At 74.1% G+C, this 25,355-nt stretch carries 25 protein-coding genes; 8 read left to right on the forward strand and 17 right to left on the reverse strand.

Going from position 1 to position 25,355, the window contains the following annotated elements:
* The first annotated feature begins 8 nt into the window (after positions 1-8).
* Complete coding sequence (locus tag ACIA8L_RS20545) at positions 9-215, forward strand: hypothetical protein (protein WP_395906712.1); 207 nt, start codon at positions 9-11, stop codon at positions 213-215.
* Positions 216-226: 11 nt separating this feature from the next.
* On the opposite strand, the gene ACIA8L_RS20550 is transcribed toward ACIA8L_RS20545, so the two are convergent.
* Positions 227-1,408: a serine hydrolase domain-containing protein gene (locus ACIA8L_RS20550; RefSeq protein ID WP_395906714.1), complete on the reverse strand. Its 1,182-nt coding sequence runs from the start codon at positions 1,406-1,408 to the stop codon at positions 227-229.
* A gap of 60 nt (positions 1,409-1,468) precedes the next feature.
* Between ACIA8L_RS20550 and ACIA8L_RS20555 the strand changes: the two genes are divergently transcribed.
* Positions 1,469-1,993 carry a permease-like cell division protein FtsX gene (locus tag ACIA8L_RS20555; RefSeq protein ID WP_395906716.1) on the forward strand — a complete coding sequence of 175 codons (525 nt, stop codon included), beginning with the start codon at positions 1,469-1,471 and terminating at the stop codon, positions 1,991-1,993.
* A 55-nt stretch (positions 1,994-2,048) separates the two neighbouring features.
* Here the strand turns inward: ACIA8L_RS20555 and ACIA8L_RS20560 are convergent, their stop codons facing one another.
* The 3 genes from ACIA8L_RS20560 to ACIA8L_RS20570 form a co-directional block, all read right to left on the reverse strand.
* Positions 2,049-3,446 (reverse strand): lectin, encoded by a 1,398-nt coding sequence (locus ACIA8L_RS20560; protein ID WP_395906718.1) that lies wholly within the window; start codon positions 3,444-3,446, stop codon positions 2,049-2,051.
* Between the two features lie 113 nt (positions 3,447-3,559).
* Complete coding sequence (locus tag ACIA8L_RS20565) at positions 3,560-4,426, reverse strand: NAD(P)H-hydrate dehydratase (RefSeq protein WP_395906720.1); 867 nt, start codon at positions 4,424-4,426, stop codon at positions 3,560-3,562.
* Positions 4,410-5,138, reverse strand: coding sequence for a histidine phosphatase family protein (locus tag ACIA8L_RS20570; protein WP_395906722.1), 729 nt, complete (start codon positions 5,136-5,138; stop codon positions 4,410-4,412). The genes ACIA8L_RS20565 and ACIA8L_RS20570 overlap by 17 nt, the downstream gene beginning before the upstream one ends.
* A gap of 111 nt (positions 5,139-5,249) precedes the next feature.
* Between ACIA8L_RS20570 and ACIA8L_RS20575 the strand changes: the two genes are divergently transcribed.
* Together ACIA8L_RS20575 and ACIA8L_RS20580 are read left to right on the forward strand one after the other, a co-directional pair.
* On the forward strand, positions 5,250-6,140 hold the full coding sequence (locus ACIA8L_RS20575) for a hypothetical protein (RefSeq protein WP_395906724.1): 891 nt from the start codon (positions 5,250-5,252) through the stop codon (positions 6,138-6,140).
* Between the two features lie 14 nt (positions 6,141-6,154).
* The gene (locus ACIA8L_RS20580; protein WP_395906726.1) at positions 6,155-7,105 is read left to right on the forward strand and encodes a sporulation protein; all 951 of its coding nucleotides are present in this window, start codon (positions 6,155-6,157) and stop codon (positions 7,103-7,105) included.
* Between the two features lie 39 nt (positions 7,106-7,144).
* Here ACIA8L_RS20580 and ACIA8L_RS20585 read toward each other — a convergent pair whose 3' ends face one another.
* From ACIA8L_RS20585 to ACIA8L_RS20605, 5 genes are all read right to left on the reverse strand, one after another.
* Positions 7,145-7,894 (reverse strand): glycoside hydrolase family 16 protein, encoded by a 750-nt coding sequence (locus tag ACIA8L_RS20585; RefSeq protein ID WP_395906728.1) that lies wholly within the window; start codon positions 7,892-7,894, stop codon positions 7,145-7,147.
* Between the two features lie 10 nt (positions 7,895-7,904).
* Positions 7,905-8,429, reverse strand: coding sequence for a leucine-rich repeat domain-containing protein (locus tag ACIA8L_RS20590; protein WP_395906730.1), 525 nt, complete (start codon positions 8,427-8,429; stop codon positions 7,905-7,907).
* 67 nt (positions 8,430-8,496) lie between these two features.
* Positions 8,497-9,285 carry a class I SAM-dependent methyltransferase gene (locus ACIA8L_RS20595; protein ID WP_395906732.1) on the reverse strand — a complete coding sequence of 263 codons (789 nt, stop codon included), beginning with the start codon at positions 9,283-9,285 and terminating at the stop codon, positions 8,497-8,499.
* Positions 9,286-9,387: 102 nt separating this feature from the next.
* Complete coding sequence (locus ACIA8L_RS20600) at positions 9,388-10,407, reverse strand: WD40/YVTN/BNR-like repeat-containing protein (RefSeq protein ID WP_395906734.1); 1,020 nt, start codon at positions 10,405-10,407, stop codon at positions 9,388-9,390.
* Positions 10,408-10,417: 10 nt separating this feature from the next.
* The gene (locus tag ACIA8L_RS20605; protein WP_395906736.1) at positions 10,418-11,950 is read right to left on the reverse strand and encodes an alpha-L-arabinofuranosidase B; all 1,533 of its coding nucleotides are present in this window, start codon (positions 11,948-11,950) and stop codon (positions 10,418-10,420) included.
* A 110-nt stretch (positions 11,951-12,060) separates the two neighbouring features.
* Between ACIA8L_RS20605 and ACIA8L_RS20610 the strand changes: the two genes are divergently transcribed.
* Both ACIA8L_RS20610 and ACIA8L_RS20615 read left to right on the forward strand, forming a co-directional pair.
* Complete coding sequence (locus ACIA8L_RS20610; RefSeq protein ID WP_395906738.1) at positions 12,061-13,044, forward strand: NAD(P)H-binding protein; 984 nt, start codon at positions 12,061-12,063, stop codon at positions 13,042-13,044.
* Positions 13,041-13,742, forward strand: a complete 702-nt coding sequence (locus ACIA8L_RS20615; protein ID WP_395906740.1) for a lysostaphin resistance A-like protein — start codon at positions 13,041-13,043, stop codon at positions 13,740-13,742. Before ACIA8L_RS20610 ends, ACIA8L_RS20615 begins: the two co-directional genes overlap by 4 nt.
* Positions 13,743-13,820: 78 nt before the next feature.
* Here ACIA8L_RS20615 and ACIA8L_RS20620 read toward each other — a convergent pair whose 3' ends face one another.
* The 5 genes from ACIA8L_RS20620 to ACIA8L_RS20640 all read right to left on the reverse strand — a co-directional run bounded on the left by ACIA8L_RS20620 (position 13,821) and on the right by ACIA8L_RS20640 (position 18,287).
* Entirely contained in the window at positions 13,821-15,341 is a 1,521-nt protein-coding gene (locus tag ACIA8L_RS20620) for a phage tail protein (RefSeq protein WP_395906742.1), read from the reverse strand.
* On the reverse strand, positions 15,338-15,958 hold the full coding sequence (locus tag ACIA8L_RS20625) for a hypothetical protein (RefSeq protein ID WP_395906744.1): 621 nt from the start codon (positions 15,956-15,958) through the stop codon (positions 15,338-15,340). The genes ACIA8L_RS20620 and ACIA8L_RS20625 overlap by 4 nt, the downstream gene beginning before the upstream one ends.
* Before the next feature lie 120 nt (positions 15,959-16,078).
* Positions 16,079-16,540, reverse strand: a complete 462-nt coding sequence (locus ACIA8L_RS20630) for a hypothetical protein (RefSeq protein WP_395906746.1) — start codon at positions 16,538-16,540, stop codon at positions 16,079-16,081.
* A 35-nt stretch (positions 16,541-16,575) separates the two neighbouring features.
* Positions 16,576-17,118: an RNA polymerase sigma factor gene (locus ACIA8L_RS20635; RefSeq protein ID WP_395906748.1), complete on the reverse strand. Its 543-nt coding sequence runs from the start codon at positions 17,116-17,118 to the stop codon at positions 16,576-16,578.
* Positions 17,119-17,156: 38 nt separating this feature from the next.
* A complete protein-coding gene (locus ACIA8L_RS20640; RefSeq protein ID WP_395906750.1) occupies positions 17,157-18,287 on the reverse strand; it encodes a S8 family peptidase in 1,131 nt (376 codons plus the stop codon).
* Between the two features lie 98 nt (positions 18,288-18,385).
* On the opposite strand from ACIA8L_RS20640, the gene ACIA8L_RS20645 reads away from it, so the two are divergent.
* Positions 18,386-20,971 (forward strand): CHAT domain-containing protein, encoded by a 2,586-nt coding sequence (locus ACIA8L_RS20645; protein WP_395906752.1) that lies wholly within the window; start codon positions 18,386-18,388, stop codon positions 20,969-20,971.
* On the opposite strand, the gene ACIA8L_RS20650 is transcribed toward ACIA8L_RS20645, so the two are convergent.
* The 3 genes from ACIA8L_RS20650 to ACIA8L_RS20660 are packed head-to-tail and all read right to left on the reverse strand — an operon-like array spanning position 20,968 to position 24,556.
* Positions 20,968-22,389 (reverse strand): flavin-containing monooxygenase, encoded by a 1,422-nt coding sequence (locus ACIA8L_RS20650; RefSeq protein WP_395906754.1) that lies wholly within the window; start codon positions 22,387-22,389, stop codon positions 20,968-20,970. The genes ACIA8L_RS20645 and ACIA8L_RS20650 overlap by 4 nt on opposite strands.
* Positions 22,386-22,952: a TetR/AcrR family transcriptional regulator gene (locus ACIA8L_RS20655; RefSeq protein WP_395906756.1), complete on the reverse strand. Its 567-nt coding sequence runs from the start codon at positions 22,950-22,952 to the stop codon at positions 22,386-22,388. Before ACIA8L_RS20655 ends, ACIA8L_RS20650 begins: the two co-directional genes overlap by 4 nt.
* Complete coding sequence (locus ACIA8L_RS20660) at positions 22,949-24,556, reverse strand: FAD-dependent oxidoreductase (protein ID WP_395906758.1); 1,608 nt, start codon at positions 24,554-24,556, stop codon at positions 22,949-22,951. The genes ACIA8L_RS20655 and ACIA8L_RS20660 overlap by 4 nt, the downstream gene beginning before the upstream one ends.
* 54 nt (positions 24,557-24,610) lie before the next feature.
* Between ACIA8L_RS20660 and ACIA8L_RS20665 the strand changes: the two genes are divergently transcribed.
* On the forward strand, positions 24,611-25,327 hold the full coding sequence (locus tag ACIA8L_RS20665; RefSeq protein WP_395906760.1) for an alpha/beta fold hydrolase: 717 nt from the start codon (positions 24,611-24,613) through the stop codon (positions 25,325-25,327).
* The last annotated feature ends 28 nt before the right edge of the window (positions 25,328-25,355 follow it).

Raw genomic sequence — 25,355 nt, forward strand, 5'->3', positions numbered from 1 at the left:
GTGAGTGCATGACCAAGAGCGAAGCGGCGTGGAGCGGTACCGTCGCGAAGAAGTCCCGGGCCATGTTCGACGGCTCCAACCTGTATCGGCGGCTGGAGGTCCGCCTCGACGACGGCTCGTCGATCGAGGTCAAGGTCGACCGGGAGCTGTGGCGGGAGCTCCAGGTCGGCGACCGGCTCGCGCAGGAGGCGGGCGGGCGGCCGCACCGGGGCTGACCGGTGGGCTGTCAGTCGTCGATGGCCTGGTAGACGGCGGTCCACAGGTCGTGCCACAGCGGCTGCCGCTGGTCGCCCGCGTGGGCCCGCTGCAGGCAGAAGATCGCGGTGAGGTCCTCGGCCGGGTCGTTGTACCAGACCGTGCCCCAGTAGCCGGGCCAGCCGTAGCTGCCGGCCGACGGGCCCAGGCCGGTGCGGCGGGTGCGGACCGACAGGCCGAAGCCCCAGCCCATCGCGTCGAAGTAGCCGGGCCCGAACCCGGAGACGGCCTTCTGCGTGCTCGTCAGGTGGTCGGTCGTCATCAGCGTCACCGCGGGCCGGGACAGCACCCGCTGACCGTCCAGCGTGCCACCGGCGGCCATGGCCATGGCGAACCGCAGGAAGTCGGAGCCGGTCGACACGAGGCCGCCGCCACCGCTCTCGAAGGCCGGAGGGCGGCTGAACGCACCGTCCGGCGGGTCGTCGACGACCCGGTCGGCGGCGGCGGCGTAGCCCGTGGCCAGCCGGCCCAGGTGCGCGGCGGGGACGCTGAAGCCGGTGTCGGGCATCCGCAGCGGCGCGCAGATCCGCTCGCGCAGCGCCTCGCCGAACGACTGCCCGGTGGCCCGGGCGATCAGGACCCCGGTCACGTCGGCGGCGGTGTCGTACATCCACCGCTCCCCCGGCTGGTGCACGAGCGGCAGCGCACCGAGGCGCCCCAGCCACTCGTCAGGCGGGAGGTCGCCGCCGACCTCGCGCAGCGCGTCCGCGATCGGGACCGTGCCGGGTGCGGCCGGCACCATGCCGGTGCCGAGGGTGTAGGTCAGCAGGTCCCGCACGGCGATGGGCCGGTCGGCGGGGACGGTCGCGTCGAGGGGGCCGGCCGGGTCGGCCAGGACGGTCATGTCGGCGAGCTCCGGCAGCAGGTCGTCGACGGGGTCGTCGAGGCGGAGGGTGCCGTCCTCGACGAGCGTCATCGCGCACGCGGCGACGAGCGGCTTCGACATCGACCCGAGGCGGCAGATGGTGCCGGGGTCCATCGGCTTGGCGGCGCCCGGCCCGTCGAACGCCAGGGTGCCCGCCGCCTCGACGTGGACCTCGCCGTGGCGGGCCAGGACGGCCACCGCGCCGGGCACGAACCCGGCCTCGACGAGCCGGTCCAGCCGGGCTCGCAGTCGCGTCAGTCGCTGTATCGAGAATCCACCGGTCGCCACCTGATCACGGTACCGAATCACGGGGCACACGGCGGGCCGGACATTCGCTATACCTGATGGGTGACCGTGCCTGAGCCAGAACCGGACTTCACGCCAGCCTTGATCGCCGAGCCACCGGCGGCGCCGGTGCCACCGGCGCCGCCGAAGCGACGGCGGTGGCTGATCCTGACCGCCGTCGCCGTCCCCGTCCTGCTGATCGTGGCCGCGGCCGGGTTCGCGGGCGGCTACCTCGCGGGCCGGCCGGCGGCGGAGCTGTACTCCATCCACGTCTACTTCAAGCAGGACGTGAGCGAGGGCGACAAGGCCGCGGTCCGGCGGGCCCTGGAGGCGCTCGGCCCCGACACCCTGCGGCTCGTCAGCAAGGAGGAGGCGGCGAGCCGGGCGCAGGAGACGTTCAAGGACTACCCGGAGGCCCTCAAGACCATGACCGCGGAGAACCTGCCGGAGTCGTTCGAGGCCGAGATCACGACCCGCGAGTTCACGTGCAAGGGCGTCACCCCGATCGGCAAGATGACCGGCGTCGACGACCTCGTCGTCGGCAAGAAGTACCACGGCGACGTCCCCGGCGCCCAGATCGGCTGCTGAACCGCGGCGGGCCCGGCCGCGACGGACACGGCCGGGCCTCACGCACGCCCGAGGGTCAGGCGGGCCCGGTCCAGCGCTGGTTGGTCTGCCCGTTGCAGGTCCAGATCTGGATCGGCGTGCCGTCGGCGCTGCTCTGGCCGGTCACGTCCAGGCACTTGCCGGTCTCCGGGTTGACCAGCGTCGATCCGGAGCGGGTCCACTGCTGGTGGCCGTTGCCGTTGCAGTCCCACAGCTGCACCTTGGTGCCGTCCGCGTTGACACCGCCGGTGACATCGGCGCACTTGCCGAGCGCCCGCAACGTGCCGTCGGAGCCCGCGGTCCAGGTCTGGGCGGTGCCACCATTGCAGGTGTACAGCTGGATCCTGGTCCCGTTCGCGGTGCCGGCGGCCGCCACGTCCAGGCACTTCCCGGCCAGCCCGGTGACGGGTCCGGTGCCGCCGCTGCCGCCGCCGCCCGTGGTGCCGCCGGGGACGGTGAACTCGCCGCGGACCAGCACCCGGTTGCTGAAGTAGGTGTTCTGCACCGCCGCGTTGGTGTTGTACGCCGGGTCCTGCAGATACTCGGCCCACACCATGAAGTAGGTCCAGCGCGGCTGGGCCTGCAGCAGGGCGACGCTCGGGACCTGGCCCACCTCGGCCAGGGCGATCGGCTTGCCCCCGGCGACGTTGAGCATCGCCTGATAGTCGCTCGTGCTCGGGGCGAGCTTCACCCACATGTCGAGGGTGGCCACGTCCACATAGGACGCACCCGGCCAGTAGTCGGCGATCGCGCCCATGTTGACGTCCTTGACGTTCCACACCCACACCAGGTTGGACAGGCCCTGCCCGGCGTAGTAGTCGTGGACGATCTGGAACAGCCGGCGGCTGCCGTTCGCGCCGGGGCGGCCGCCCCACCAGGACCAGCCCTCGTTCATCTCGTGGACCGGCCGGAACAGCACCGGCACGCCCGCGCTCTGCAGCTGCCGCAGGTAGGGCGTGGCCTCGGCCAGGCGGTTCTTGAAGGCGGTGTTGAGCGCGGAACCGTCGGTGACGAGCTGGCTCCACTGGCTGTCGGAGAGGTGGCTGAGCACCCCGTTGGTATCCCAGCCGCAGGTCGAGCCGACCGTTGGCGGGCACATGTGCCAGGTCAGGGCCACGAGTGAGCCGCCCTGCCACTGGCGGATGGCCTCGCTGATCATCGTCTGGCGGGCGTTGACGTCGGCGCTCGCGAACAGGAAGTCGCCGCCCCACAGGCCCGGGGTCTGCCCGGTGATGCCCTGGGCGACACGGGTCCACTTCGTCGGGTCCGAGTTGGGTTCGCGGTTGTGCTGGCCGGTGATCGTGTACTGCCCGGAGATGCCGGACAGGTAGCCGACGAGGGCGGACCGCGTCGATGCGGGGAACGCCTGGGCGGGGGTGGGGTTGGCGATGAGCGCTGCGAGCAGGATCACCGCGGCGGTGAGGGCCTTGCGCACGGAAACTCCTTCCGGGCCGGCGGGGTTCAGCTGGCGGAGCTGAACCGAGTAAGTGGCCAGACACTATGCCGGAAGGGTGACGGCTGTCAATAAATGCTGAAGCGAGACAGGGGCTACGGCGAGACCGTGCCGATCGTGTACGCCACCTCGTCGAGCAGTTCGCGGGCCAGGTAGCCGGTGCGGCCGAACCGCGGGGCCAGGCGCTGCCCGGCGACGGCGTGGGCGTAGGTGGCCCAGCAGGCGGCCTGGGCCGGCTCGGCGCCCCGGGCCAGGAAGCCCGCGGCGAGACCGGCGAGGACGTCACCGCTGCCGGACGTGCCAAGCCCCTCGGCGCCGCTCTCCTCCCGCCACACCGCACCGGACGGGTCGGCGATGTGGCCGTGCAGGGTGACGGCGGCACCGTACCGCTCGGCGAGGGCCGTCGCCTCCGCGGCCAGGTCGGGGCCGACGTCGCGGCCGAGCAGGTGGGCGGCCTCCGTGCGGTTGGGGGTGAGCACGGCCGCGCCGAGCTTCGCCGGGCCGCGGCTCAGGGCGCCCAGCGCGTAGGCGTCGAGGACGACGGCGGTGCCGGGGCCCACTGCCGGCAGTACCATATCCAGGATCTTCTGGGTTTCTTCGATGTTATCGAGGCCCGGACCGAGCGCGACCGCATCGGCCTGCGAAACCAGCTCCAGGAGCTCCGGCGGGAGCGCGGCCGAGACGCTGCCCGCGCCGGTCTCCGGCAGGCCCAGCACCTTGGCCTCGGGGACGGCGATGCTCAGCGCCGTGGCCGTGCTCTCCGTGACCGCGAGCTGCAGCCGCCCGGCCCCGGCCCGCAGCGCCGCGAGGCCGGCCAGGAGGACCCCGCCGGGCGTGTTGCGGGAGCCGCCGATCACCAGGACCGTGCCGCGGTCGTGCTTGTCACCGCCCGTCGCGGCCGGCAGGGGCCAGTCGCGCAGCAGGTGCGGCGTGATGACGCGGGGTTCAGGCCGTTTCGGCACCGACGTCCTCCTGTCGGGTCGGCGGGGTGTCGTCGCGGTGCAGGTGCCCGACGGCGTTGAACTGTTGCAGGCGCAGCACCCCGCCGACGTTCGCCCAGCTGGTGACCGAGCAGTTGGCCATCGCCGCGCTCCGGGCCAGGGCCATCAGCGCTTCCTCGTCGAGGCCCTCGACGAGGTACCGCAGCAGCAGCACGATCGCCTCGTGCCCGACCAGCAGCACGCGCCCGCCCGGGTGGTCGGCCCGCACGTCACGCATCAGGCTGCGCAGCCGCAGCAGCACGTCGGACCAGGACTCCCCGCCCGGCGGCCGGTAGTAGAGCTTGCCGAGGTGCCGGCGGCGGGCCGCCTCGGCCGGCCGACGGGCGGCGACACCCCGGGCCGTGAGCAGGTCGAGCACGCCGAGCTCGCGGTCGCGGAGCCGTTCGTCGTAGCGCACCGGGATGCCGGTCCCGCCGAGCGCGGCGGCCGCCGTCTGCCGGGTCCGCAGGTACGGCGACACGACCGCGAACTCGGGCCGCTCCGCCACCGGCAGCTCGGCGATCCAGCGCCCGACCGCTTCGGCCTGCTCTCGGCCGAGGTCGGTGAGCGGCACGTCGGCGTCGCGCTCGGCCAGGTCGATGACCTCGAGCCCGCTCTGCTCCGCCGCCTGCGCACGCACGTTGCCGACGCTCTGCCCGTGCCGCACCACACCGAGCCAGCTCAGTTCCGCCATGGTCCAGTGCGTACCCACCCGGCGCGAGTGATAACGCGGGTTGCCGGTTGGCGGCCGTACCCGGCTTCCTCGGCGCCGTCGATCGCGAACGCGGACACGTACTGTTCGGCCATGGGGGAGATCGAATCGTGGACCGGCACCCGGCGGATCTCGTGGGCGGCGGTGCCGGCGCCGGTGCGCGACGCGGTCGAGGAGCGCCTCGGGGCCCGGGTCACGGCGGCCGAGCGGCTGGCCGGAGGGTTCTCGGAGGGCGTGGCGGCCCGGCTGCGCCTGGCCGACGGGCGGGACGTGTTCGTCAAAGCCACCGCGGATCCGGCGGTCCGCGACTTCCATCGGCGCGAGGGCGTCATCGCTTCGGCATTCGCTGTGGGGGTACCGTCGCCGCCGCTGCTCTTCGCCCTTGACCTCGACCCGTGGGTGGTGCTGGTCTTCGCGTTCGTCGAGGCCGAACTGGCCACGGAGCCCGACCGGCCGCGGGTCCTGGACGCGGCGACGGCGATGGCGGCGGCCCTCACCCCGGCTCCGGCCCGCCCGGCCACGGCACCGCGGCTCGGCGGGTTCGCGGACCTCAGCCGTCCGCAGGTCGCCCGCTGCTCACCGTGGGCGGCCGCGCACCTCGACGACCTGGTCGAGCTGGAGCGATCCCAGGACTGGGCCGGCGACACGCTGCTGCACGGCGACCTGTACCTGTTCAACGCGCTGGTCTCGGCGCAGCGCGTGTGGATCGTGGACTGGGCGCACGCCTGGGTCGGGCCCGCGTACTGCGACGTGCTGACGGTGATGGCCGGCAGCGGTGGTGTCCCGCCGGAGACGCTGCTCGCGGGCAATGCGCTGACCCGGGACCTTCCGCCGCCGGTGGTCGACGGGTTCCTCGCCGCACACGCCGGGTTCCTGGTGCGGCTGGCGGTGCGGGCCTCGGACCCCAGCCTGAGCGCGGCCGCGGCGTCCCTCGGACGGGCGTCGCTCAAGTGGCTCGCACGGAGACCGTACAGTGCCACGTGATAGTGTTGGATGCCATGGTGTTCAAGAAGATGCTCGCCGCCTTCGGGGTCGGCGGTCCGAGTGTCGACACGGTGCTCGACACCCCTGAAGCCCGCCCCGGCGGCTTCATCGACGGCCAGATCCACATCAAGGGCGGCGACCAAGAGGCCCGCATCGAGCGCGTCACCCTCGCCCTCGCCACCCAGCTCGACCACGGCCAGGCCGTCGAGCTCGGCCGCTCCAGCGCCGCCGAGCACTTCACGGTCCGCGCCGGCGCCACCGAATCCGTCCCGTTCCGGCTGAGTGTCCCGTGGGAGACGCCGATCACCAGCGTCTACGGCCAGCACCTGCGCGGCATGGTGATGGGCGTGCACACCGAGCTCGAAGTCGCCGGCGGCCGCGACAAGGGCGACCTCGACCCGGTCTCCATCACGCCCCTCCCGGTCCACCAGGCCATCCTCGACGGCTTCGCCGAACTGGGCTTCCGGTTCAAGCAGGCCGACGTCGAGCACGGCTTCATTCGGGGGGTACAGCAACAGCTGCCGATCTACCAGGAAATCGAATTCTGGGCCGCGCCGCAGTACGCCGGCCGGATCAACGAGGTCGAGCTCACCTTCCTCACCAACCCGCACGGTGTCGAGGTCATCGTGGAGTTCGACAAGCGCGGCGGGACGTTCCAGGGCGGCGGCCAGGACGCCTACAGCCGCTTCAGTATCGGCCACGACCAGGTCACCGGCACCAACTGGACCGCGGTCGTCGACGGCTGGGTGGCCGAGGCCGCCTCCCGCCACGCGTCACACGGTCACGGTGGTTACGGGCACGGCGCCTACGGCCACGGCGGACACGGCCGCCGCGGCGGCGGCATGGGCATGGGCACGGTGGTGGCCGCGGGCGCGGCGGGCATCGTCGGCGGCCTCGTCGCCGGCGAGATCATCGAAGAGGTCTTCGAGGACGACGGCGGCGGCGACTTCGGCGACTTCGAGTAGCCCGCATTCGGCCTGACGGGGAGGTCGCCGGCCTCCCCCTCAGCCGCCGCGGACCCGGTCGATGGCGAGGAGTGGCACGTGGCCGGCGTGGGCGGCGGCGGCCGGGTGCGCGGGGAAGTCGAAGACGCCGATCATCATCTGCATCGGGTAGTCCGGGGCCTGCTCGACGGTGCGGACGTGGGCGCCGTCGACGAAGAAGTCGACCCGCCCCGGCCGCCAGTCGGCGGCGTAGTCGTGCGGCTCGGCGACGTCGATCGGCAGCCGCGGCGTGGCGAAGTCGTCGTGCAGCGCCGGGTCCCGGAACGGGTGCACGCCCATCCCGACCGCCGCCCCGGACCCGTCGACCGCCGCGCCGAACACCTCGAACACGCAGATCTCCCCGCACCGCCGCGGCTCGTCCTCGAGGCCGACCATCCACACCGACGCCATCGACCGGGCCGTCAGCTCCATCCGGGCCCGGACCTCGAGCCGGCCGTACCGCGGCGTCCACCCCCACTGCACGGCCTGCGCCTCCCGCACCCGCAGCCCGTCGCGGAACGGCTGCTGCCCGACCGTGCTGCCGACCGGCCCGGAGAACACACCGGACTGCACCCCGGACACCCGCAGCGGCTCCTCGTGCTCGCCGGCACACCACCGCCCCTGCCCCGCCGGGATCGACAACCGCAGCTGCGACCCGCCCACCGTGTAGGTCGCCGCGCTCTCGGCCCGCGAACTCCACTGCGGCAGGTAATGCGGCACCCACACGGCCCGGTCGAGCTCATCACCCGCGAAGTCGTCTTCGAAGCCCACACCGGGCAGCCTATGCTCTGAAGCCGTACCGGAAGTACACGCGCAGCAGGTTCTGCGCGTCGGCGGACCAGAAGCCCGGATTCCGGTAGAGGAACTCGCGGTCCATGAGCGGCTCGTCCTCCAGCCCATACAGGCGGCGCAGCCCGGTCAGCCGCCCCAGCTCCACCGGCAGCGCAAGCAGCATGTTCCCGCCCAGTTGCAGCTCGGTGAGCGCGCCCAGCTCCCCGACCGCCGCCGGCAGCGCGGTCAGCCGGTTCCCGAACAGCCGCAGCTCCCGCAGATTCCGCAGCGACCCGATGGCGTCCGGCAGCCGCGTCAGCAGGTTACCGTTGAGGTACAGCGACTCCAGCCCGGCGAGCTCCCCGATCCGCTCCGGCAGCTCCCCGATCCGGTTCCCGCTGAGATCGAGGTGATCGAGCTCAGCCAGCGCAAACACCTCGTCCGGCACCGTGGCCAGCCCGAGATCGGCCAGGTCGAGCACCGTCGAGCCACCCTCGGCGGCCGCACCGACCGCCCGCGCCGCTTGCGCGTCCATCCCACCAGCCTGCCAGACAGATCCTCCACGGGAGGACTTCAAGGCCTTCTCCGCCCTCCTCGACGAGCTAGGGGCGGATGGTGGCGGCGAGGATGTGGCCGCTGGCGGCGGTCAGTGATGGTTCGGTGCTGAAGAGGCGGGCCAGGTCCAGGGCGGCCGTGTAGACCGGTTCGGCGTTGGGGCCCGCGGCGGCGGCCTCGGCGGCTGTCCAGAGTGGACCTTCCAGGCCGTGCAGGACCGCACCGGTCAGGCCGGCGGCCTCGCACTCGGCGCGGAGCTCCTCGGGGCGGTGGAAATAGGCGTGGGTGAAGCCGACCGCCGGGTCGTTGCGGCCGTCGGTGAGTAGGGACTCGGCTTCGGTCAGGGCGCGGGCGTCGAGCCGTGACGTGGCGCCGAGGTCGAGGGGGGCCGCGAAGCGGGAGATCGCCGCGGCCAGCACCGGTCCGCCGGGGCGGGTCACCCGGGCCGCCTCCCGCAGCGCCGCGACCCGGTCGGCGCGGTCGTGCAGGTGGTACAGCGGGCCCAGCAGCAGCGTCGCGTCATACGAAGCGTCCCGGAAGCGCAGCGCGCGGGCGTCGCCGACCTCGGCCGGCACGGCGGGTGTGCCGGCGCGGACCTGCTCCACGTGGGCCGGGACCAGGTCGAGCACGCGGACCGCGTAGCCGGCGGTCGTCAGCACGCGGGCGTAGAACCCGGTGCCGCCACCCACGTCCAGCACGGTGGCCGGTGGCGGGGGCAGGTGGGCGGCGAGGAGTTCCAGGGTGCGGGTGCGCTCCAGCCGCGCCTGGGGGCGGCGGTCCAGCCGGGCGTCCTCGTCGTAGTGGTCGGTGTAGTAGGTGATGATGGCTTCGGTCACGGCCGGTCGGTGATCGCTGGGGCCCACGACGTGGAATCGTAGGCGGAGCCGGTGTTCTGGTTCACCTGAGATTCGCGGCGGGGATACGACACGGCAGCGGGTTCAGCGGAGGCGGGCGATGCGGCCCTGCTCCCCCGAGGCCCAGCACGCCCCGTCCGCGCAGGCGACGGCGTCGAAACTGCCGGTGTCGAAGCGGGTCCAGGTCCGGCCGCCGTCGCGGGAGATGTCGCTGCCGGTCGGACCGACCGCGAGCGCGAAGGACGGGCCCCAGGCCACGCCCGAGCGGTATTCGCCCGGGGCCCGGCGGGCCGTCGTCCAGGTCCGGCCACCGTCGCGGCTGACGGCGGCACCGTCCGGTGCGGCGGCCGGCGTCCGGTAGTCGCCCCCGACGGCCAGGCCGTGGTGCGGGTCGCGGAAGGCCAGGGAGTAGATGCCGGCCGTGGGCCCCGACGGCATCGGGGCAGCGCTGACGGACCAGTGGCGGCCGAAGTCGCCGGAGTGGAAGACCCGGGACTGGGCGCCGCCCCCGGTGGCGAACCAGGCGTCGCGGCCCGATGCGACGAGACACGTCCCGCTGGCGGCGAACGCGAACTCACCGTCGAGGGCCGCGGTGGCGACCGGTGACGCGGTCCAGTGCCGGCCACCGTCGATGGTGGACAGCAGCTGGAAATGACCGTTGACGGGGTCGCCGAGGGCCAGACCGTGGTGGGGGTCGGAGAACGCCAGGCAGTCGTAGAAGGCGGCCGGGTCCGCGTTGCGATACGTCTCCGTCCAGGTGCGGCCGCCGTCTTCAGTGCGGTACACCCGGGAAGCCGACCCTTCACCGATGGACAGGATGACCGCGTGGAGGGTGTCGAAGGCCTCGATGTCGCGCAATTGCAGGTCGGCGGCGTCCGGTGGGCCCACGGAGCGCCAGCTGCGGCCGCCGTCGACGGTCCGCAGCACGGTGCCGCCGGTGCCGGACGCCCACGCGACCCGGTCACTCACCGCGGACAGGCCGCGCAGTTGTGCGGTGGAGCCGCTGTCGAGCAGCTTCCAGGACGGTGCCGGGGGCTTGGCGAAGCCCCCGGCACTCAGCACCACGGTCAGTCCCAGGGCGATCGCGACGATGCGAGACCTCATATAGACGAACTTAGGGAGTCCAGGCCCCCGACACAACCCAGCTGACGTCGTCGGCCCACAGCGACGCCGAGTCCCAGGCGTTGGAGCCGCCGTTGCTGGCGATGTACACGTTGTTGTTGTAGTGGCGCAGGTATCGGGTCGAGAAGTTCAGCGACCGGAACGAGGTGCCCTGGCCGTTCTTGCCGGTCTCCGTGCAGAAGGTGGCGTCCTGCTTGAAGATGTCGCTGCCGTCGCTGGACTGCAGCGAGAGCTGGTAGTTGTAGTGCCGCAGGTACTGCCCGGCACTGTTGCGCGACTCGAACGAATAGCACGAGCTGTTGGCGAGCCCGGCCCGCACGATCCAGGACGCGTTCGCCTTCTCGGTGGCGGTGTTCGACGCGGCGACGACCTGGGTGGTGACGGTCGCGCCGGAGTGGCTGATGTAGCGGGTCGAGCAGCACGCCGTGGTGGCGCGCAGGGAGATGCTGGAGCCCACGGTGAGGCCGCCGGACGAGGACCCGGACGTGTTGTAGTTCGCGGCGACGATGTTGGCCTGGACCGAGTTCTCGGTCGCGTCCGACGGGTAGCCGGAGGTCATGACGCCCTCGTAGAACGTCCCGGCGGCGCCGACGCTGTTGTCGCCGCCGATGCCGAGGATGATCGCGCCTTCCTTCTTCATCGGGTTGTAGCCGGCGACGTTGGGCCGGGCCCCGTTGTAGAAGGTGCCGAGGCTGCCGGACTGGGCGTTGCCGCCGCGGATCGACCAGTGGTTGGGCTCGCCCTTGAGCACGGCGGTCAGGAACCGGTGGCTGATCGTCGGGTCACCGGCGTTGTTCTTCTGGTTGACCCCGGAGAACAGGCCGTTCTCGAGGTCGGCCATGATCCACGGGCCGTTGCCGGCGCCGGTGCCCCAGACCTTGTTGTTGCCGAAGTACAGCGCCTCCATGGTGCCGTTGCCGTTGTCGCGGCTGTTCGTCTCGGCGTTGCCGTAGTCGAAGCAGCAGCCGGAGTTGTAGTGGGTGCCGTCGAAGATCGCGTACATGCCCTCGGCCGCGTCACCCTTCGCGATGCCGTTGGTGTTGTTGTTGCGGTAGCCGGTGCCGGGGGCGACGAACACGCCGTAGACCTTGTGCCCGCCGATCGTCACGGGCGCGGCGGTGGCGTTGGCGAGGTTGTCGTAGCCGCCGGCCGCCGGGCCGTTGAACCCGCCGGGCGGGGCCTGGGTGAGCCGGTTGTTGCGGCCCGTCTGGTCGTAGATGATCGTGATGACGCAGGACGTGTTGGCGCAGAACGAGTCCTGGGCGGCCGCGTTGGCGTAGCTGCCCGCGCTGACCGGCGCGATGTCCTGCGTGGCGTTGTCGGAGGCGCGGCGGACCTGGTACAGCGGGCCGCTGTAGGTGCCGTAGAGCGCCCTGGTGGTGCTGTGGGCGGCGACGCAGGGGGTGCCGCCGGAGGCGTAGATGTCGCACGGCTGCGACGTCGCCGCCTGTGCGGTGCCGGCGGCCACGAGCGCGCTCACCACGAGCGCACCGGTGGCCGCGGCGGCCAGAAGTACTTTTCGCATGGAACCCTCCGTGTGGCGGTACGGACGTTCATGTGAGCGCTAACATAGCCTCCAATCAAACCCTGGGCAAGTGAGGCGTGAACGGTACCGGCGCGTGGTAAGAGGAAGACATGACCATGGACGTACTGGTGACCGGAGCCTCCGGGTTCGTCGGCTCCCGGCTCGTGCCCCGCCTGCTGGAACGCGGGCACCGGGTGCGGGCGATGACCCGGAGGCCGGAGCAGTACCAGGGACAAGGCGAGCCGGTGGCCGGGGACGTCATGGACCTGGGCAGCCTCCGCGCGGCGCTGAAAAATACACGGGTCGCCTACTACCTGGTGCACTCGCTCAGCCAGGACGACTTCGTGGAGCGCGACCGGGTCGCCGCCCGCAACTTCGCCGAAGCGGCGGCCGAGGCCGGCGTCGAACGGATCGTCTACCTCGGCGGGCTCGGCGCCGACGGCGACGCCCTCTCCGACCACCTGCGCTCCCGGCGCGAGGTCGAGCGGATCCTGGCGGCCGGCCCGGTGCCGGTCACGACGCTGCGGGCGGCGGTGATCATCGGGCACGGCGGCATCTCGTGGGAGATCACCCGCCAGCTCGTCGACCACCTGCCGGCCCTGATCACGCCGCAGTGGGTGACGACCCGCACCCAGCCCGTGGCTTTGCCGGACATGCTGCGGTACCTCGTCACCGCCGGCGAGTCCGCGGAGGCGCGCGGCCGCGTCTACGAGGTGGGCGGCCCCGACGTGCTCAGCTTCGCCGACATGCTGCAGCGGGTGGCGAAGCGGCGCGGCAAGTTCCTGCCGAACGTCACCGTCCCCCTGCTCACCCCGCGCCTGTCGTCGATGTGGCTGTCCCTGGTCACCGACGTCGACATGGCGACCGCCCGCAACCTGGTCGACTCGCTCAGCGCCGAGACGGTCGTGCGCGAGCACCCGGTCGAGGAGCTCGACCCGGCCCCGGCCCTCGCCTACGACGACGCGGTCCGCCTGGCCCTGGCCGAGCGCGCGGCCGACGTCACCACCCGCGAGGCCGCGGAGGCCGCCGAACGGGCCGACGCCGCCCGCAAGGAGGTCGAAGCGGTGCGGGCCGAGCTCGGCGTGCCGGCATGAAGCACCTGCGGGATCTGGCCCGGGCGGCGTTCATCGAGCCGGTCCCCCGCGACCACGAGCAGACGACCGCGGCCGTCCGCCGGCGCCGGATCGTGGTCGCCGCGACGCTGGTCGCCGGCGCGGTGCTGCTCGGCTGGTCGCTGACGATCCGCCCCGGCGACCCGCTGTTCTACGCCATGACGGTGGCCGTGGCCGCGACCTGGGTCGCCGGCAGCCTGCTCTCCGGACCGTTGCATCTGGGCCGGATCCTGTACCGTGACCGCCTGCGCCGCCCCATCCTGACCCCGATCGCCACGGGCCTGCTCGTCGGCGCCGTCTTCGTCGCCGGTGCCCTCGTCGTCCAGCACATCCCGCCGCTGCGCGACTACGCCGGCGAGGTCCTCGACCACGCCAAGTACGGCGCGATCGTCCCCATCACCGCCACCACCCTGCTCAACGGCCTGGCCGAGGAGGTCTTCTTCCGCGGCGCCCTGTTCGCCGCGATCGGCCGCACCCACCCGGTCCTCATCTCGACCGTCGTCTACGCCCTGGCCACCATCGCCACCGCCAACCCGATGCTGGTCTTCGCGGCGGCGGTGCTGGGCACGGTCCTGGGCCTGCAGCGGCGGGCGTCGGGCGGCATCCTGGCCCCGATCCTGACCCACGTCACCTGGTCGACGGTGATGCTGTTCGCCCTGCCCCCGCTGCTCGGCTCCTGATCCCTCCCGGCCGGCGGGCCCGATGGCCGGCGCCGAGGCCCGATCACATTCCGTACAGGCAGGCGTCAAGGCGGTCGGTCAGCGGACCCGGATGTACGCGTCCAGGTACAGGTTCGCCGGGCGGCTGTCGGCGTTGCCACCGTTGAAGACGTCGACGGTGCGGGCGCCGTCCCGGCCGGCCACATCACCGCGGGTCTCGCCGCTGATCTGGGTACTGTCCGTCGGCAGGTACGGCACCGCGGCCGTGAACGGCGTGCGCGGGGCGCCGGTCGCGTAGTCCTGGATGCTGCCCGGGTCCCGGGCGCCGCCGGTGCCCTGCGGGGTTCGGCTGCCGGCGTCCGGGTCGGTGCCGGTGCCGTGGTCGGCGCCGCGCAGGAACCGCCCGCGCAGGTCGGGCAGCGCGACGGTGCTCGTCCCGTCGCCGCCCCACTGGCCGCCGAGCGCGTCGCGCAGGTCCTGGTGGTCCGCGGCGGGCAGGATCCGGCCGTCGCAGGGCAGCCAGCCGCTGTCGGCCGGGACCGGTCCGCCGACGGTGATGATCGTGCCGACCGGCGCCGACACGATCTGCGGGCGGAACACGACGCGGAAGTCGACGCTCGCGTTCGCCGGGCGCGTCTCCCGGTCGCCCTGGCTCAAGCCGAAGGTCACCGTCTGACCGCCGGCGTTGCGCACCACCGCGGTCCGGATCGCACCCGCGATGCTCTTGCCCCGGTCGCCGTCCGGCAGGTTCTCGAACCGGACGGTAGCCGGGCGTTCCCGGCTCGTCGGCAGGCCGGTCGCCCACGGCTGGGCCGAGCCGACCTGGTTGCCCGCGTTGCCACCGGCCTCGGCCGGCTCGCGCGCGTCCCCGTCGGGGTCGCGGCGGGCGAGCCCGCTCACGCCGCGCAGGAACCAGCCGCGATAGTCGGGCAGGAGGAAGTCGCCGTCGTCGGTGCGGCCGTGGCTGGTGCCGATCGTGTCGTACAGCCGCTTCGCGGGCCCCCGCGGCTCGCGCGGGGTGCCGTCGCACGGGTAGGAACCGTCGTGGGCGGCGCGGCTCGCGGCCATCGTCAGCACCGCGCCGATCGGCACCTCGGCCTGCGGCTGCGCCTTGATGACGAAGTGCACGTTCTTGTTCGCCGGCCGGCTCTCCCGGTCCCCGCCGTGCAGCCGCACGTCCTCGGCCCGGTTCGGCTTCGCCGCGACGATCGGCCCGCAGCCGGCGTCGTCACGGATGGTGCCGATGCTCGCGTTGTTGACCGACGACTTGAAGCCGTTGCGGGCCGGCGCCGTGCCGTACACCTGGTAGGAGCCGACCCACTCGCGGCTGTGGCCGCCGGGCAGCAGGGCCGTGCGCAGGCGCCACTCGGGGTCGCGCGCGTCCCGCACGGCCGCGTCCGGCGTGCACCGGACGAACAGCCCGCGCAGGTCGGGGACGCTGAACACGACCGGGTCGGTCCCGGTCTTGCCGAACGCGAACCCGATGGCCGCGTACAGCTCCGGGCAGTCCGCGCCCGGATAGGTGGCGCCGTCGCACGGCAGCCAGCCCGGTCGCAGGTCGCCCGGGACGGGCCCGGCGAACGCCAGCACGGTGCCGACCGGCAGCGCGCCCGCGCTCATCGGGCACCGCCCGCCGCCATCGCGGCCGCGGACACTCCGGCCGCGGCCAGCTCGACCTCGCCGATGCGGGCGCGGGCCCGCTCGATGACCCAGGCGAAGTCCTCGGCCGTGCGGTACCCGGCGATGTACAGGTAGAACGTCTCCCGGAAGGCTTCCTCGGCGTCGTCCAGCAGCGCCGCGCACACGATGTCGGCCGTCGCCGAGGCGTCGTGGTCGCCGAGGTCGGCCACGTCGGTGCGGGCCCGCCCGGCCGCGACCGCGGCCACCATGCGCTCGCCCAGGCTGACCCCGTCGGCCAGCCAGTCCCCCAGCGCGGCCAGGCCACGCCGGCTGCGGAAGTCGATGTACACGCCGCGGTGGCGGGCCCGCCGCAGGTACCGCTCGGCCAGGTCCAGGGCGACCCGGTAGAGCACGTAGGGCGGCAGGACCCGCGCGCGCATGACGGCCCAGACCACCCGGCTCGGATGGGTGCGCACGGACAGCAGCTCGCCGACGGTGCGGTGGGCGCCCGGCCCGTACCACGTGCGGACGTCCGCTTCCGGGTAGAGCTCCAGAGCGCCGGCGTCGACCAGCTCGCTGTAGCTGATCTCGCGGTCCAGCAGGGTGTTGAACGGCATCGGGGTGTCCTTCCCGTCGTCCGGCAATCGGTCGCCGGACGAGACGGCCGCGGCCGCGCCGTGATGCGTCGGGAAGCCGTCACCCGCGCCGCGGCGGACTCAAGGTGCCGGACCGGGGCTTCAGGTGCCGAACCAGGCCGTGCGCAGCCGCTCGCCGCCGTCGAAGGCGACCGCCAGCCGCAGCCAGCCGGCGGGCAGGTCGTCGGCCCGAAACCGGCCGTGGTCGTCGGCCCGCACGGTGTGGGGCCCGGCCGCGGACTCGACCGCGACCGTGGCCGGCGCGGCCGGGTCGAGCTGCCCGAGCAGGCGGCGGCCGGCCAGCTCGAGCACGACCATCAGGTCGCCGGCGGCGAAGGTGAGCAGGCGGGCCGGGCTGTGGCCGCCGCGGACGTGCGCGAGGGTGTGCTCGGCCCCGGTGTCCTCGACCAGCCGGGCGAACGCGCCGTCGACGTCCCGCCAGCCGAGCGCGCCGAATCCGGCCGCCAGCAGCGTTTCCGGCACGGGGTCGCCGGTGTGCCACAGCGAGCGCAGGGCCGCGCCGAGCGCCTCGTCGGGCGTGGGGTTCGCGGGTTCGTCGGTCATCGTCGTTCCGTCCCGGTCTGGTCCATGGCCGGCGCTCAGTCGGCCAGCAGCGCGCGCAGGCCGCTGAGGCAGCGGGCCCGGGTCGGCCCGATGCTGCCGATCGGCATCTCCAGCGCGGCGCTGACCGTCTCGTAGGTCGGCGGCGGGTCGGCGAACAGCACCCGCAGCAGCCGCTGGCAGGCGTGCGGGAGCTGGGTGACGGCCCGGGCGAGCGCGCGCTGCGTCTCGCCGTGCAGCAGCCGCTCGTCGACCTCGCCCGGAGCCCGGGCCGGGCCGAACGCGTCCACGTCCTCGACCGGCACGTCGCGGCCGGAGCGGCGCAGCAGGTTGATCGCCTCCCGCCGGGTGGTGGTGGCCAGCCAGGCGGGAAGGCGCCGGGCGTCGCGGATCTCGTCGAGGTGCTCGACGAGGCGCAGCCAGGTCCCCTGCACCACGTCGCCGGCGTCCGTGGTGGACAGCCGGAAGCTGCGGGCCACCGACCAGATCAGGCCGGCGTACGCCGTGACGATGCTCTTCCAGGCGGCCTCGTCGCCCTTCGCGGCGGCGGCCAGCGCGATCGCCGGATCGAACTCGGTCACGGTCGGCACGATAACAGCTCCATCCCGTCACATGGTGATCATGCAAGGCTGGGCAGGCCGCCCAGGCGCCGGTCGGCGCTCTCCTTGCGCACGAGCGCGAGGGCGGCCGTCGCCGACTTGGTGGCCCGGTGGTTCTCGGCGATCACGGCGGCCGCGTAGGGCGCCGCGAACGAGGTGCCGCTCCAGCTGGCGAAGCCGGTCGGGAAATCCTTGTGCGTGACGTAGGTGCTGGTGACGTCCGCGCCGGGAGCGGCGACGCCGACCCAGTCGCCGGTGTTGCTCCAGTCGCACACGCCCGAGCCGTCGTGGGCGGCGACGGCCAGCACCTGCCCGGCGAAGGGCAGGGCGGTGCCGGCGAACGCGGCGGGCCAGTAGGGCCGGCCGGCCACGCCGTCGTTGCCGGCCGCGGCGACGACCACCCGGTCACGGCCGGCCAGGGTGCGGCCGAGAGCGTCGGTGAGCAGCGCCGGCGGCCGGTTGTTGCGGGTGAACGCGCCGAGCGACAGGTTGACCACGTCGACGTCGTCGCCCAGCGCGTCCAGGGCGTCGGCCAGGTCGGACTCGGTGCACAGGCCGTCGGCGTCGAGCACCTTGATCGCCCGGATGCGCGCGTTGTCGGTGCGGGACATCACCACACCGATGATGAAGTTGGCGTGGCCGAGCTCGGCCGCCGCCTCGACGTCGGGGTCCAGGTCCTCGGTCTCGTACCAGGCGGCCGGCAGCGGGCTGTCCGACCACACGACCGTGTCGAGCACGGCCAGGCGCATCGTCGCGTCGGCGGCCGGCCCGCCGTCGAGGGCCAGGGCGTCGGCGGCGGCCGGCGGGCCGAACGGGCCGCCCATCTCGAACGGGTTCGCCGCGAAGACGTGGTTGGGCGCGGCGGCGCCCTCGGGCAGCGCGGCGGCCACCGCGACCGGGTCGGCGCCGGGCGCGCTGAGCCGCACGAACCCGTGGCCGGCGGTCCGGCGGCCGACCCGGCTCGCCGGCACGCCCAGCCGTGCGAGCGCGTCCCGGGCCGCACCCTCCTGCTCGGCGCGCACCAGGACCTCGTCCTTCACGTGCCGGACCGGCCGGCCGGTCGAGGTGTCCGTGTGCAGCCACGGCAGGGCCGCGAGGCGGGCGGCGCGGCGCCGCTCCCAGCCGGCGGCGTGGTCCGGGGTGTGTGACATGTTGGCTCCTCTGGCGTCGTCGTGGTTGGATCCACGGTTGTGACGGGCCGTCGGTGCCGCCTGATACACGCTCGGCCGAAAACTTGCCGGAGTCCCGCGTGACCGGCCCGGACGACGACCGGCTGCTCCGGTCGATCCAGGACGATCCCCACCGGGCGGCCGCGCGGGCCGGGGCAAACCTCGCCGACGCGCTGGCGCGCGGCGACCCGTCGGCGGCGGCGGCCGCGCGGCGGGTGCTCGGGCTGGCCGCGCACGCCGTGCACGACACCACCACCGCCGCCGGGCACCTGCGCCAGGCGATCCGGTCGGCCCGGCGGGCCGGTGACCCGACGGCCGAGGCCGAATGCCGGATGAGCTACGCGCTGGTCCTCGACGACCGCGGCGCCCCGAAGGCCGCGCTGCGCGAGATCGGCCGGGCCGTTGCCGGGCTCAGCGGGCTGCGCCGGGCCCGCGCGATGATGCAGCAGGCGCTGCTGCTGCGCCGGGTCGGCCGCGACCGCGACGCGCTCACCGGCTACCAGCGGGCCCTGGCCGCGTTCCGGCAGCACGGCGACGCGCTGTGGGAGGGCCGCGCGCTGGTCAACCGGGGCGTGCTGCGCGGCTACCACGGCGAGCTGGCCGCGGCCCGCGACGACCTGACCCGGGCCGGGCGCATCTTCGAGGAGCTGGCGCTGCCCGACGCGGTCGCGCGGGTCCAGCACAACCTGGGCTTCCTGGCCGCGCAGGCCGGTGACGTGCCGGGCGCGCTCGCCTGGTACGACCGGGCCCGGGACCGCCTCGCGTACGTCGGCGCGGCCGCCGTGACCCAGCTCGACCGGGCCGAGCTGCTGCTGGCCGCGCGGCTGCGGCCGGAGGCGCGCACGGCCGTCCGGGAGGCGATCGAGGCCGCGCAGACCGGATCGATGTCGTCGCTGCTGGGTCAGGCCCGGCTGCTCTCGGCCCGGGTCGAGCTGGACGGCGGCGACCCCGCGGCCGCCGGCGAGCTGGCCCGGCGGGCCCGGGCCGGGTTCCGCCGGCAGTCCCGGCCGACCTGGGCCGCCGTCGCCCGCCGGATCGAGCTGTCGGCCCGGGTCGCGGCCGGCGCCGGCGATCGGCGGGCGCTGCGCGACCTGGAGTCCACCGGCGACCGGCTCGGCGCCGCGAACTGGTTGCCGGCCGCCTGGGACGCCTGGATCGACACCGCTCACCTGGCGCTGGATCTCGGTGACCCGGCCACGGCCGGCCGCTGTCTTACCAAGGCCGCCGACGGGCGCCGCCGGGGCCCGGCTGAGCTGCGCGCCCGCGCCTGGCACGCCACCGCCCGACTGGCGCTGGCCGCCGGGGAGGTGCCGCTGGCCAAACGGCGCCTGGCCGCCGCCTACCGGGAGATCGAGCAGCACCGGGCCAGCCTCGGCGCGACCGAGCTGGGCGTGCGCGGCGGCGCCGCCGGGGTCGGCATCGCCGAGGCCCGGCTGCGGCTGTGCCTGGCCGAGGGCGACGCCCGGGCCGCGCTGACCTGGCTGCAGCGGGTCCGCAGCGTCGCCCTGCGGCTGCCGCCGGCCCGCCCGCCGGACGACCCGGTCGTCGAGGCGCTGCTGGCCGAGCTGCGCACGCTCAGCCGGGAGAGCGCCACCACCGCCATCGACTCGCCGCGCACCCAGCGCCTGCTGCGCCGCCAGCGGGCGGTCGAGGCCGAGATCCGGCAGCGGTCCTGGCATCGCCCGGGTGAGCCGGCGACCGCCCGCCGCCCACCGTCGGTCGCCGAGCTCGCGGCCGCCCTCGGCGACCGGGCCCTGGTCGAATACACGGTGGTCGACGGGCGGCTGCACGCGCTCGTCGTGGCGGCCGGCCGGGTCCGGCACCGGCCGCTCGGCGCGGCCGCGGCGGCCGAGGAGGAGCTGGCCGCGCTGCGCTTCGCCGTGCGCCGGCAGGTGGTGTACCCGGGCACGCGGGTCGCCGCCCAGGCCGAGGCCGCGATCTCGCATGCGGCCGGCGAGCTCGACCGGCTCCTGTTGCGGCCCGTGGCCGACCTGATCGGGGACCGGCCGCTCGTGCTGGTGCCGACGGGCCACCTGCACGCCCTGCCGTGGTCGATGCTGCCCGGCTGCCACGGCCGCCCGGTCGCGGTGAACCCGTCGTCGTGGCAGTGGTGGCGGGCCGAGTCCGAGCCCGCGGCCGGTGGGGGCGGCCCGCCGGTGCTGGTGGCCGGCCCGGCCCCGCTGTACGCGCGGGCCGAGGTCGAGGCCCTCGCCGCCGAGCTGCCCGCAGCCAGGGTCCTGACCGGCGCCGCGGCCACGGCCGCGGCCACCCTGGCCGCGCTCGACGGCGCCGCGCTCGGGCACGTGGCCTGCCACGGCGTGTTCCGGGCCGACAATCCGATGTTCTCGCACCTGCTCCTGGCCGACGGGCCGCTGACCGTCTGCGACCTGTCGGCGCTGCGCCGCCCGCCGGCCGTGCTGGTGCTGTCCTCCTGCGACGCCGGACTGTCCGCCGTGCACCCGGGCGACGAGCTGCAGGGCATCGCGGCCGCCCTGCTCGGCCTGGGCACCCGCACGGTCGTGGCCAGCCCCGGCCCGGTCGGCGACGCCGACACGCTGCGACTGATGACGGCCCTGTATCGCCGCCGGGCCGCCGGGCGCCGCCCCGCCGACGCCCTCGCCGAGGCCCAGCCCCGCGGCGGCTTCGTCTGCCTCGGCGCCGGCTAGGTCAGGTAGTCGGACCGGGTCAGGCGGGCGGTGCGGGCGCGGTACTCCGAGGCCATGCCGGGCCAGTTGGTCACCACGCGGCCGGAGTCGGTGCGGTACCAGTTGTGGCAGGCGGTCCAGACGCTGGTGGCCAGGCGGTGCTGGATCTCGTGGTCGAACTCGGCGGCCCTGTCCTCGCGGATCTCCAACGGGCCCGTGGCGGCTATCGCCTGTGCGGCTTGGACGATGTATCGGGCCTGGGCTTCCAGGAAGTAGACCACCGAGGTGTTGCCGGTGTTGGTGTTCGGGCCGTACATGAGGAACAGGTTGGGGAAGCCGGGGACGGTCAGGCCCAGGTGGGCGTAGGCGCCGTCCTTCCACTCGACCTCCAGGCGGCGGCCGTCGCGGCCGGTCACCGTCATCGGGACCAGGAAGTCGGTGGCGGCGAAGCCGGTGGCGTGGACCAGGATGTCGCAGGCGTGCTCGGTGCCGTCGGCGGTCCGGACCGCCGTCGCGGTCAGGTGCTCGATGTCCACTGTGGTCAGGGTGACGTTGTCGCGGCGCAGGGCGCGGTACCAGTCGGCGGTGAACAGGACGCGTTTGCAGCCCATCGCGTAGTCCGGGGTCACCGGCCGGCCCAGAGACCTGGCCTGGACATGACGCTGGGCGGTCGAGACGGCCCGGACGAAGCGGCGGGCGACCGGGCGGCCGGTCATCGCCCGGCCCGTGACCCAGGTCAGGAACCAGGTGCCGGCTCGTGACGCGCGCATGAGTGGGGGGAAGCGGCGGTTGAGGGCTCTGCGGATGCGGCCGTACCGGCGGTTGGGCTTCGGGAGTGTCCACGGGGCCGAACGCTGGAAGACGGTGATCCGGGCCGCCTCGTTGGCCAAGGCCGGCACCAGCTGGATCGCGCTGGCACCAGTACCGATGACGCCGATGCTTTTGCCGTTGACGTCGAGATCGGAGGGCCACTGCGCGGTGTGGGTGACGGTGCCGGCGAAGTCTTCGGCGCCCCGCAGGAGCGGCGTGATCGGGCGGGAGAGCTGGCCGGTGGCCGGGATGATGATGTCGTACTGCACTGAGGTGCCATCGGACAACGTGAGTTGCCAGGCCGTGCCCGTCCATGTCGCGTCGTCCACGGCCGTGCCCAGGCGGAGATGGGGGCGCAGACCGAACGTGTCCGTGCACCGCTGGAGGTACCGCAGAATCTCGGCTTGGGGTGGGAAGCGCTGCGACCAGTCCGGGTTGAGGGCGAAGGAGTACGAGTACAGCGGGGCCGGGATGTCGCAGGCGCAGCCGGGATAGGTGTTGGCGCGCCACACGCCGCCGACGTCGTCGCCGCGTTCGTAGATCGTCAGGTCCGTGAACCCGGCCGCCCGCAGCAGATGCGCGACGGCGATGCCGCCGAACCCCGCGCCGATGACGGCGATCCGGGTCATCGGAAGACTTCCCGCACCAGCGCTGTGAGCGTGGTGGCGAGGACGGCGTGGGCCTGGGTGCGGTCGATGGCCCCGCGCTCGAGCCACTCGCGGGCGGTGGCCTTCGCCAGGCCGCAGTAGGCGCGCATGATGGCCCGGTGCTCGGCCGTGTCGGCGAGGCCGACGGCGGTCAGGATGCTCTCCGCGGCCACCTCGTCGGCCGCGGCCAGGACCTGGCGCACGTCGGGGTCGCCGGCGTCGACCGCGGCCAGCCACGACCGCGCGTGCCGGGACACGACGTCGAGGAACCAGGTGACGCTCGCGTCGACCCTCGTCGCCAGGCCGCCCGCGGGGAGCTGCTCGACGGCGACCGCCGGGATCGTCACCAGGACGCGAACGGCCTCGATGTACAGGTCCCGTTTGGTGCCGAAGTAGTGGTTGATGAGCCCGCGGGCCACGCCGGCCGCCGCGGCGATGTCGCTTGTGGACACATCGGCGTAGGGGCGCTCCCCGAACAGCCGGACCGCGCACGACAGCAACTGGGCGCGGCGCTGGTCGGGGCCGAGCCTCGTGATCGTCTTCACGGCGCGATCCGCTGGTATGGGCGGCCCAGCGGCGGGCGCGGGTCCGGCTCGCCGCGGCGCGGCCACATCGCGCAGGCGCGCTCGGCCATGGCGGTGATGGTCAGGGACGGGTTGACGCCCAGGTTGGCGGTGACCGCGGCGCCGTCGATGACGTGCAGGCCGGGGTGGCCGAAGACGCGGTGGTAGGGGTCGATGACGCCGTGCTCGGCGTCGGCGCCGATGGCCGCGCCGCCGATGAAGTGGCCGGTGACCGGGCGGCCCGCCAGCTCCGTCACCGAGCCGAGAGGTACGCCGTCGATCTTGGCGGCCACCCGGCGGGCGACGTCGTGGGCGACCGGGAGGTACACCGGATTCGGCTCCCCGACCCCGCGCCGGCTCGTCAGCCTTCGCCCGCCGAACGGGCCGCGGCGCGGGCCGACGGTGATCGAGTTGTCCTTCGGCTGCATCGCCAGGAGCACGATCGTCTGCTGCGACCAGCGGCGCACCCAGAACAGCCGCGGCCAGTCCCGCCAGCTCGCCAGGGTCTTGCCCAGGCCGGCCAGCCAGCGCGGGGTCCGGCCGGTGTCGCCGACCAGGACCGCGCCCATGAGGCCGAGCAGGTTGCTGCCCGGCCCGTAGCGCACCGGCTCGATGTGCGTGTCCGCGTCCGGGTGGATCGACGACGTGATCGCCACCCCGCCGGTGAAGTCGGCGTCGCGGCGGCGCGACCGCGGGCCCAGGATCGACTCGGAGTTGGTCCGGCTCAGCTCGCCCAGCCGCGGTGACAGGTGCGGCAGGTCGCCGGAGCGTTTGAGGTGGTGCAGGAGCCGCTGCGTGCCGACCGCGCCCGCCGCCAGGACGACATCCCGGGCGGTGAACCGGGTCCTCTTCCGGCTTCCGGTGCGCACGGTCTCGATGAGGTAGCCGCCCTGGGCCTGCGGCGTGATCCTGGTGACCGTCGTACGTTCGTGCACTTCGGCGCCGGCCCGCTCGGCGAGGTAGAGATAGTTCTTCACCGTCGTGTTCTTCGCGCCGACCCGGCAGCCCGTCATGCACGACCCGCAGAACGTGCACGTGGTCCGCTCCGGCCCCCGGCCGCCGAAGTACGGGTCCGGGACCGTCTCGCCCGGCCGCTCCCCGAACAGCACGCCCACCGGGGTCCGCCGGTAGGTGTGGCCGACGCCCAGGTCCTCCGCGACGCTCTTGAGCACCTCGTCGGCGGCGGTGGTGCGCGGGTTCTCGGCCACCCCGAGCATCCGCGACGCCGTGTCGTAGCACGGGTCGAGCTCGGCCTTCCAGTCCGTGATCGCGGCCCACTGCGGGTCGGCGAAGAAGACGTCCGGCGGCCGGTACAGCGTGTTGGCGTACCCCAGCGACCCGCCGCCGACCCCGGCCCCGGACAGCACGAGCACGTCCGGCAGCAGCGTCATCCGCAGGATCCCGTAACACCCGAGCGCCGGCGCGAACAGATAGTCCCGCAGCCGCCAGCTCGTCTTGGCGAAGTCCTGGTCCGCGAAGCGTCGCCCGGCCTCGAGCACCCCGACCCGGTAGCCCTTCTCGGTCAGCCGCAGCGCGCTGACGCTCCCGCCGAACCCGGACCCGACGACGATGACGTCGTACTCCATGCGCGGAACCATGCCCCCTTGTTGTCGCGCTGTCAACAAGTACGATGCTCAGGTATGGCGCTGCCGCCGCTCGTCCTGCTGCACGGCATCGGAAGCCGCCGCCAGGTCTGGGACCCGATCGTGCCGGCGCTGGCCGAGCGGTTCGCCGTGACCGCGCTCGACCTGCCGGGCGCGTCCGTGCCCGCGCTGGCCGACCGGGTTCTGGCCCTGGTGCCGCCGCCGTTCCACGTCGCGGGGAGCTCCATGGGCGGGGGCGTGGCGCTCGAGCTCGGTCGCCGGGGCCAGGCCCTGTCGGTGACGGCGTTCGCGCCGATCGGCTTCTGGGGGACCGTCTCCCGGCGGTGGTGCCAGGTCTCCGTGACCGCGGCCCGGGTCTGTGCGCGGAGCTGCTCGCCGGCGCTGCCCCGGGTGGCGGCCACAGCGGCGGGGCGGGTCGCGTTGTTCGGGCTGTTCTTCGGGCACCCCACCCGGGTCGATCCGGTCGCCGGGGTCGCCGATGCCCGGGCGCTCGCGGCGTGGCCCGGGTTTCGCACGGCCCGGGACGCCTTCGCCCACCACCGGTTCACCGACCCCGGCGGGCTCACCGACGTCCCGGTCACCGTCGTGTGGGGCGCCCGGGACCTGATCCTGCCCGCGTTCCAGGCCCGGCGGGCCGCGCGGCTGCTGCCCGCGGCCCGGCACATCCGGCTCGCCGGCTGCGGGCACCTGCCGTTCGCCGACGACCCGGACGCGTGCCTGGCCGCCTTTCCCACCGGGCCGAGTGTCGCCTAGCTGACTGCCCCGTATCACCGTTGCCGGA

This window comes from Dactylosporangium sp. NPDC051541 (assembly GCF_044454505.1).
GTDB lineage: Bacteria > Actinomycetota > Actinomycetes > Mycobacteriales > Micromonosporaceae > Dactylosporangium.

Coding starts and splice junctions, on each gene's coding strand:
- ACIA8L_RS20545 (WP_395906712.1), top strand. CDS start 9: ATGACCAAGAGCGAAGCGGCGTGGAGCGGTACCGTCGCGAAGAAGTCC.
- ACIA8L_RS20570 (WP_395906722.1), bottom strand. CDS start 5,138: ATGGCGGAACTGAGCTGGCTCGGTGTGGTGCGGCACGGGCAGAGCGTC.
- ACIA8L_RS20575 (WP_395906724.1), top strand. CDS start 5,250: ATGGGGGAGATCGAATCGTGGACCGGCACCCGGCGGATCTCGTGGGCG.
- ACIA8L_RS20580 (WP_395906726.1), top strand. CDS start 6,155: ATGGTGTTCAAGAAGATGCTCGCCGCCTTCGGGGTCGGCGGTCCGAGT.
- ACIA8L_RS20590 (WP_395906730.1), bottom strand. CDS start 8,429: ATGGACGCGCAAGCGGCGCGGGCGGTCGGTGCGGCCGCCGAGGGTGGC.
- ACIA8L_RS20600 (WP_395906734.1), bottom strand. CDS start 10,407: ATGAGGTCTCGCATCGTCGCGATCGCCCTGGGACTGACCGTGGTGCTG.
- ACIA8L_RS20605 (WP_395906736.1), bottom strand. CDS start 11,950: ATGCGAAAAGTACTTCTGGCCGCCGCGGCCACCGGTGCGCTCGTGGTG.
- ACIA8L_RS20610 (WP_395906738.1), top strand. CDS start 12,061: ATGACCATGGACGTACTGGTGACCGGAGCCTCCGGGTTCGTCGGCTCC.
- ACIA8L_RS20615 (WP_395906740.1), top strand. CDS start 13,041: ATGAAGCACCTGCGGGATCTGGCCCGGGCGGCGTTCATCGAGCCGGTC.
- ACIA8L_RS20620 (WP_395906742.1), bottom strand. CDS start 15,341: ATGAGCGCGGGCGCGCTGCCGGTCGGCACCGTGCTGGCGTTCGCCGGG.
- ACIA8L_RS20625 (WP_395906744.1), bottom strand. CDS start 15,958: ATGCCGTTCAACACCCTGCTGGACCGCGAGATCAGCTACAGCGAGCTG.
- ACIA8L_RS20630 (WP_395906746.1), bottom strand. CDS start 16,540: ATGACCGACGAACCCGCGAACCCCACGCCCGACGAGGCGCTCGGCGCG.
- ACIA8L_RS20640 (WP_395906750.1), bottom strand. CDS start 18,287: ATGTCACACACCCCGGACCACGCCGCCGGCTGGGAGCGGCGCCGCGCC.
- ACIA8L_RS20650 (WP_395906754.1), bottom strand. CDS start 22,389: ATGACCCGGATCGCCGTCATCGGCGCGGGGTTCGGCGGCATCGCCGTC.
- ACIA8L_RS20660 (WP_395906758.1), bottom strand. CDS start 24,556: ATGGAGTACGACGTCATCGTCGTCGGGTCCGGGTTCGGCGGGAGCGTC.
- ACIA8L_RS20665 (WP_395906760.1), top strand. CDS start 24,611: ATGGCGCTGCCGCCGCTCGTCCTGCTGCACGGCATCGGAAGCCGCCGC.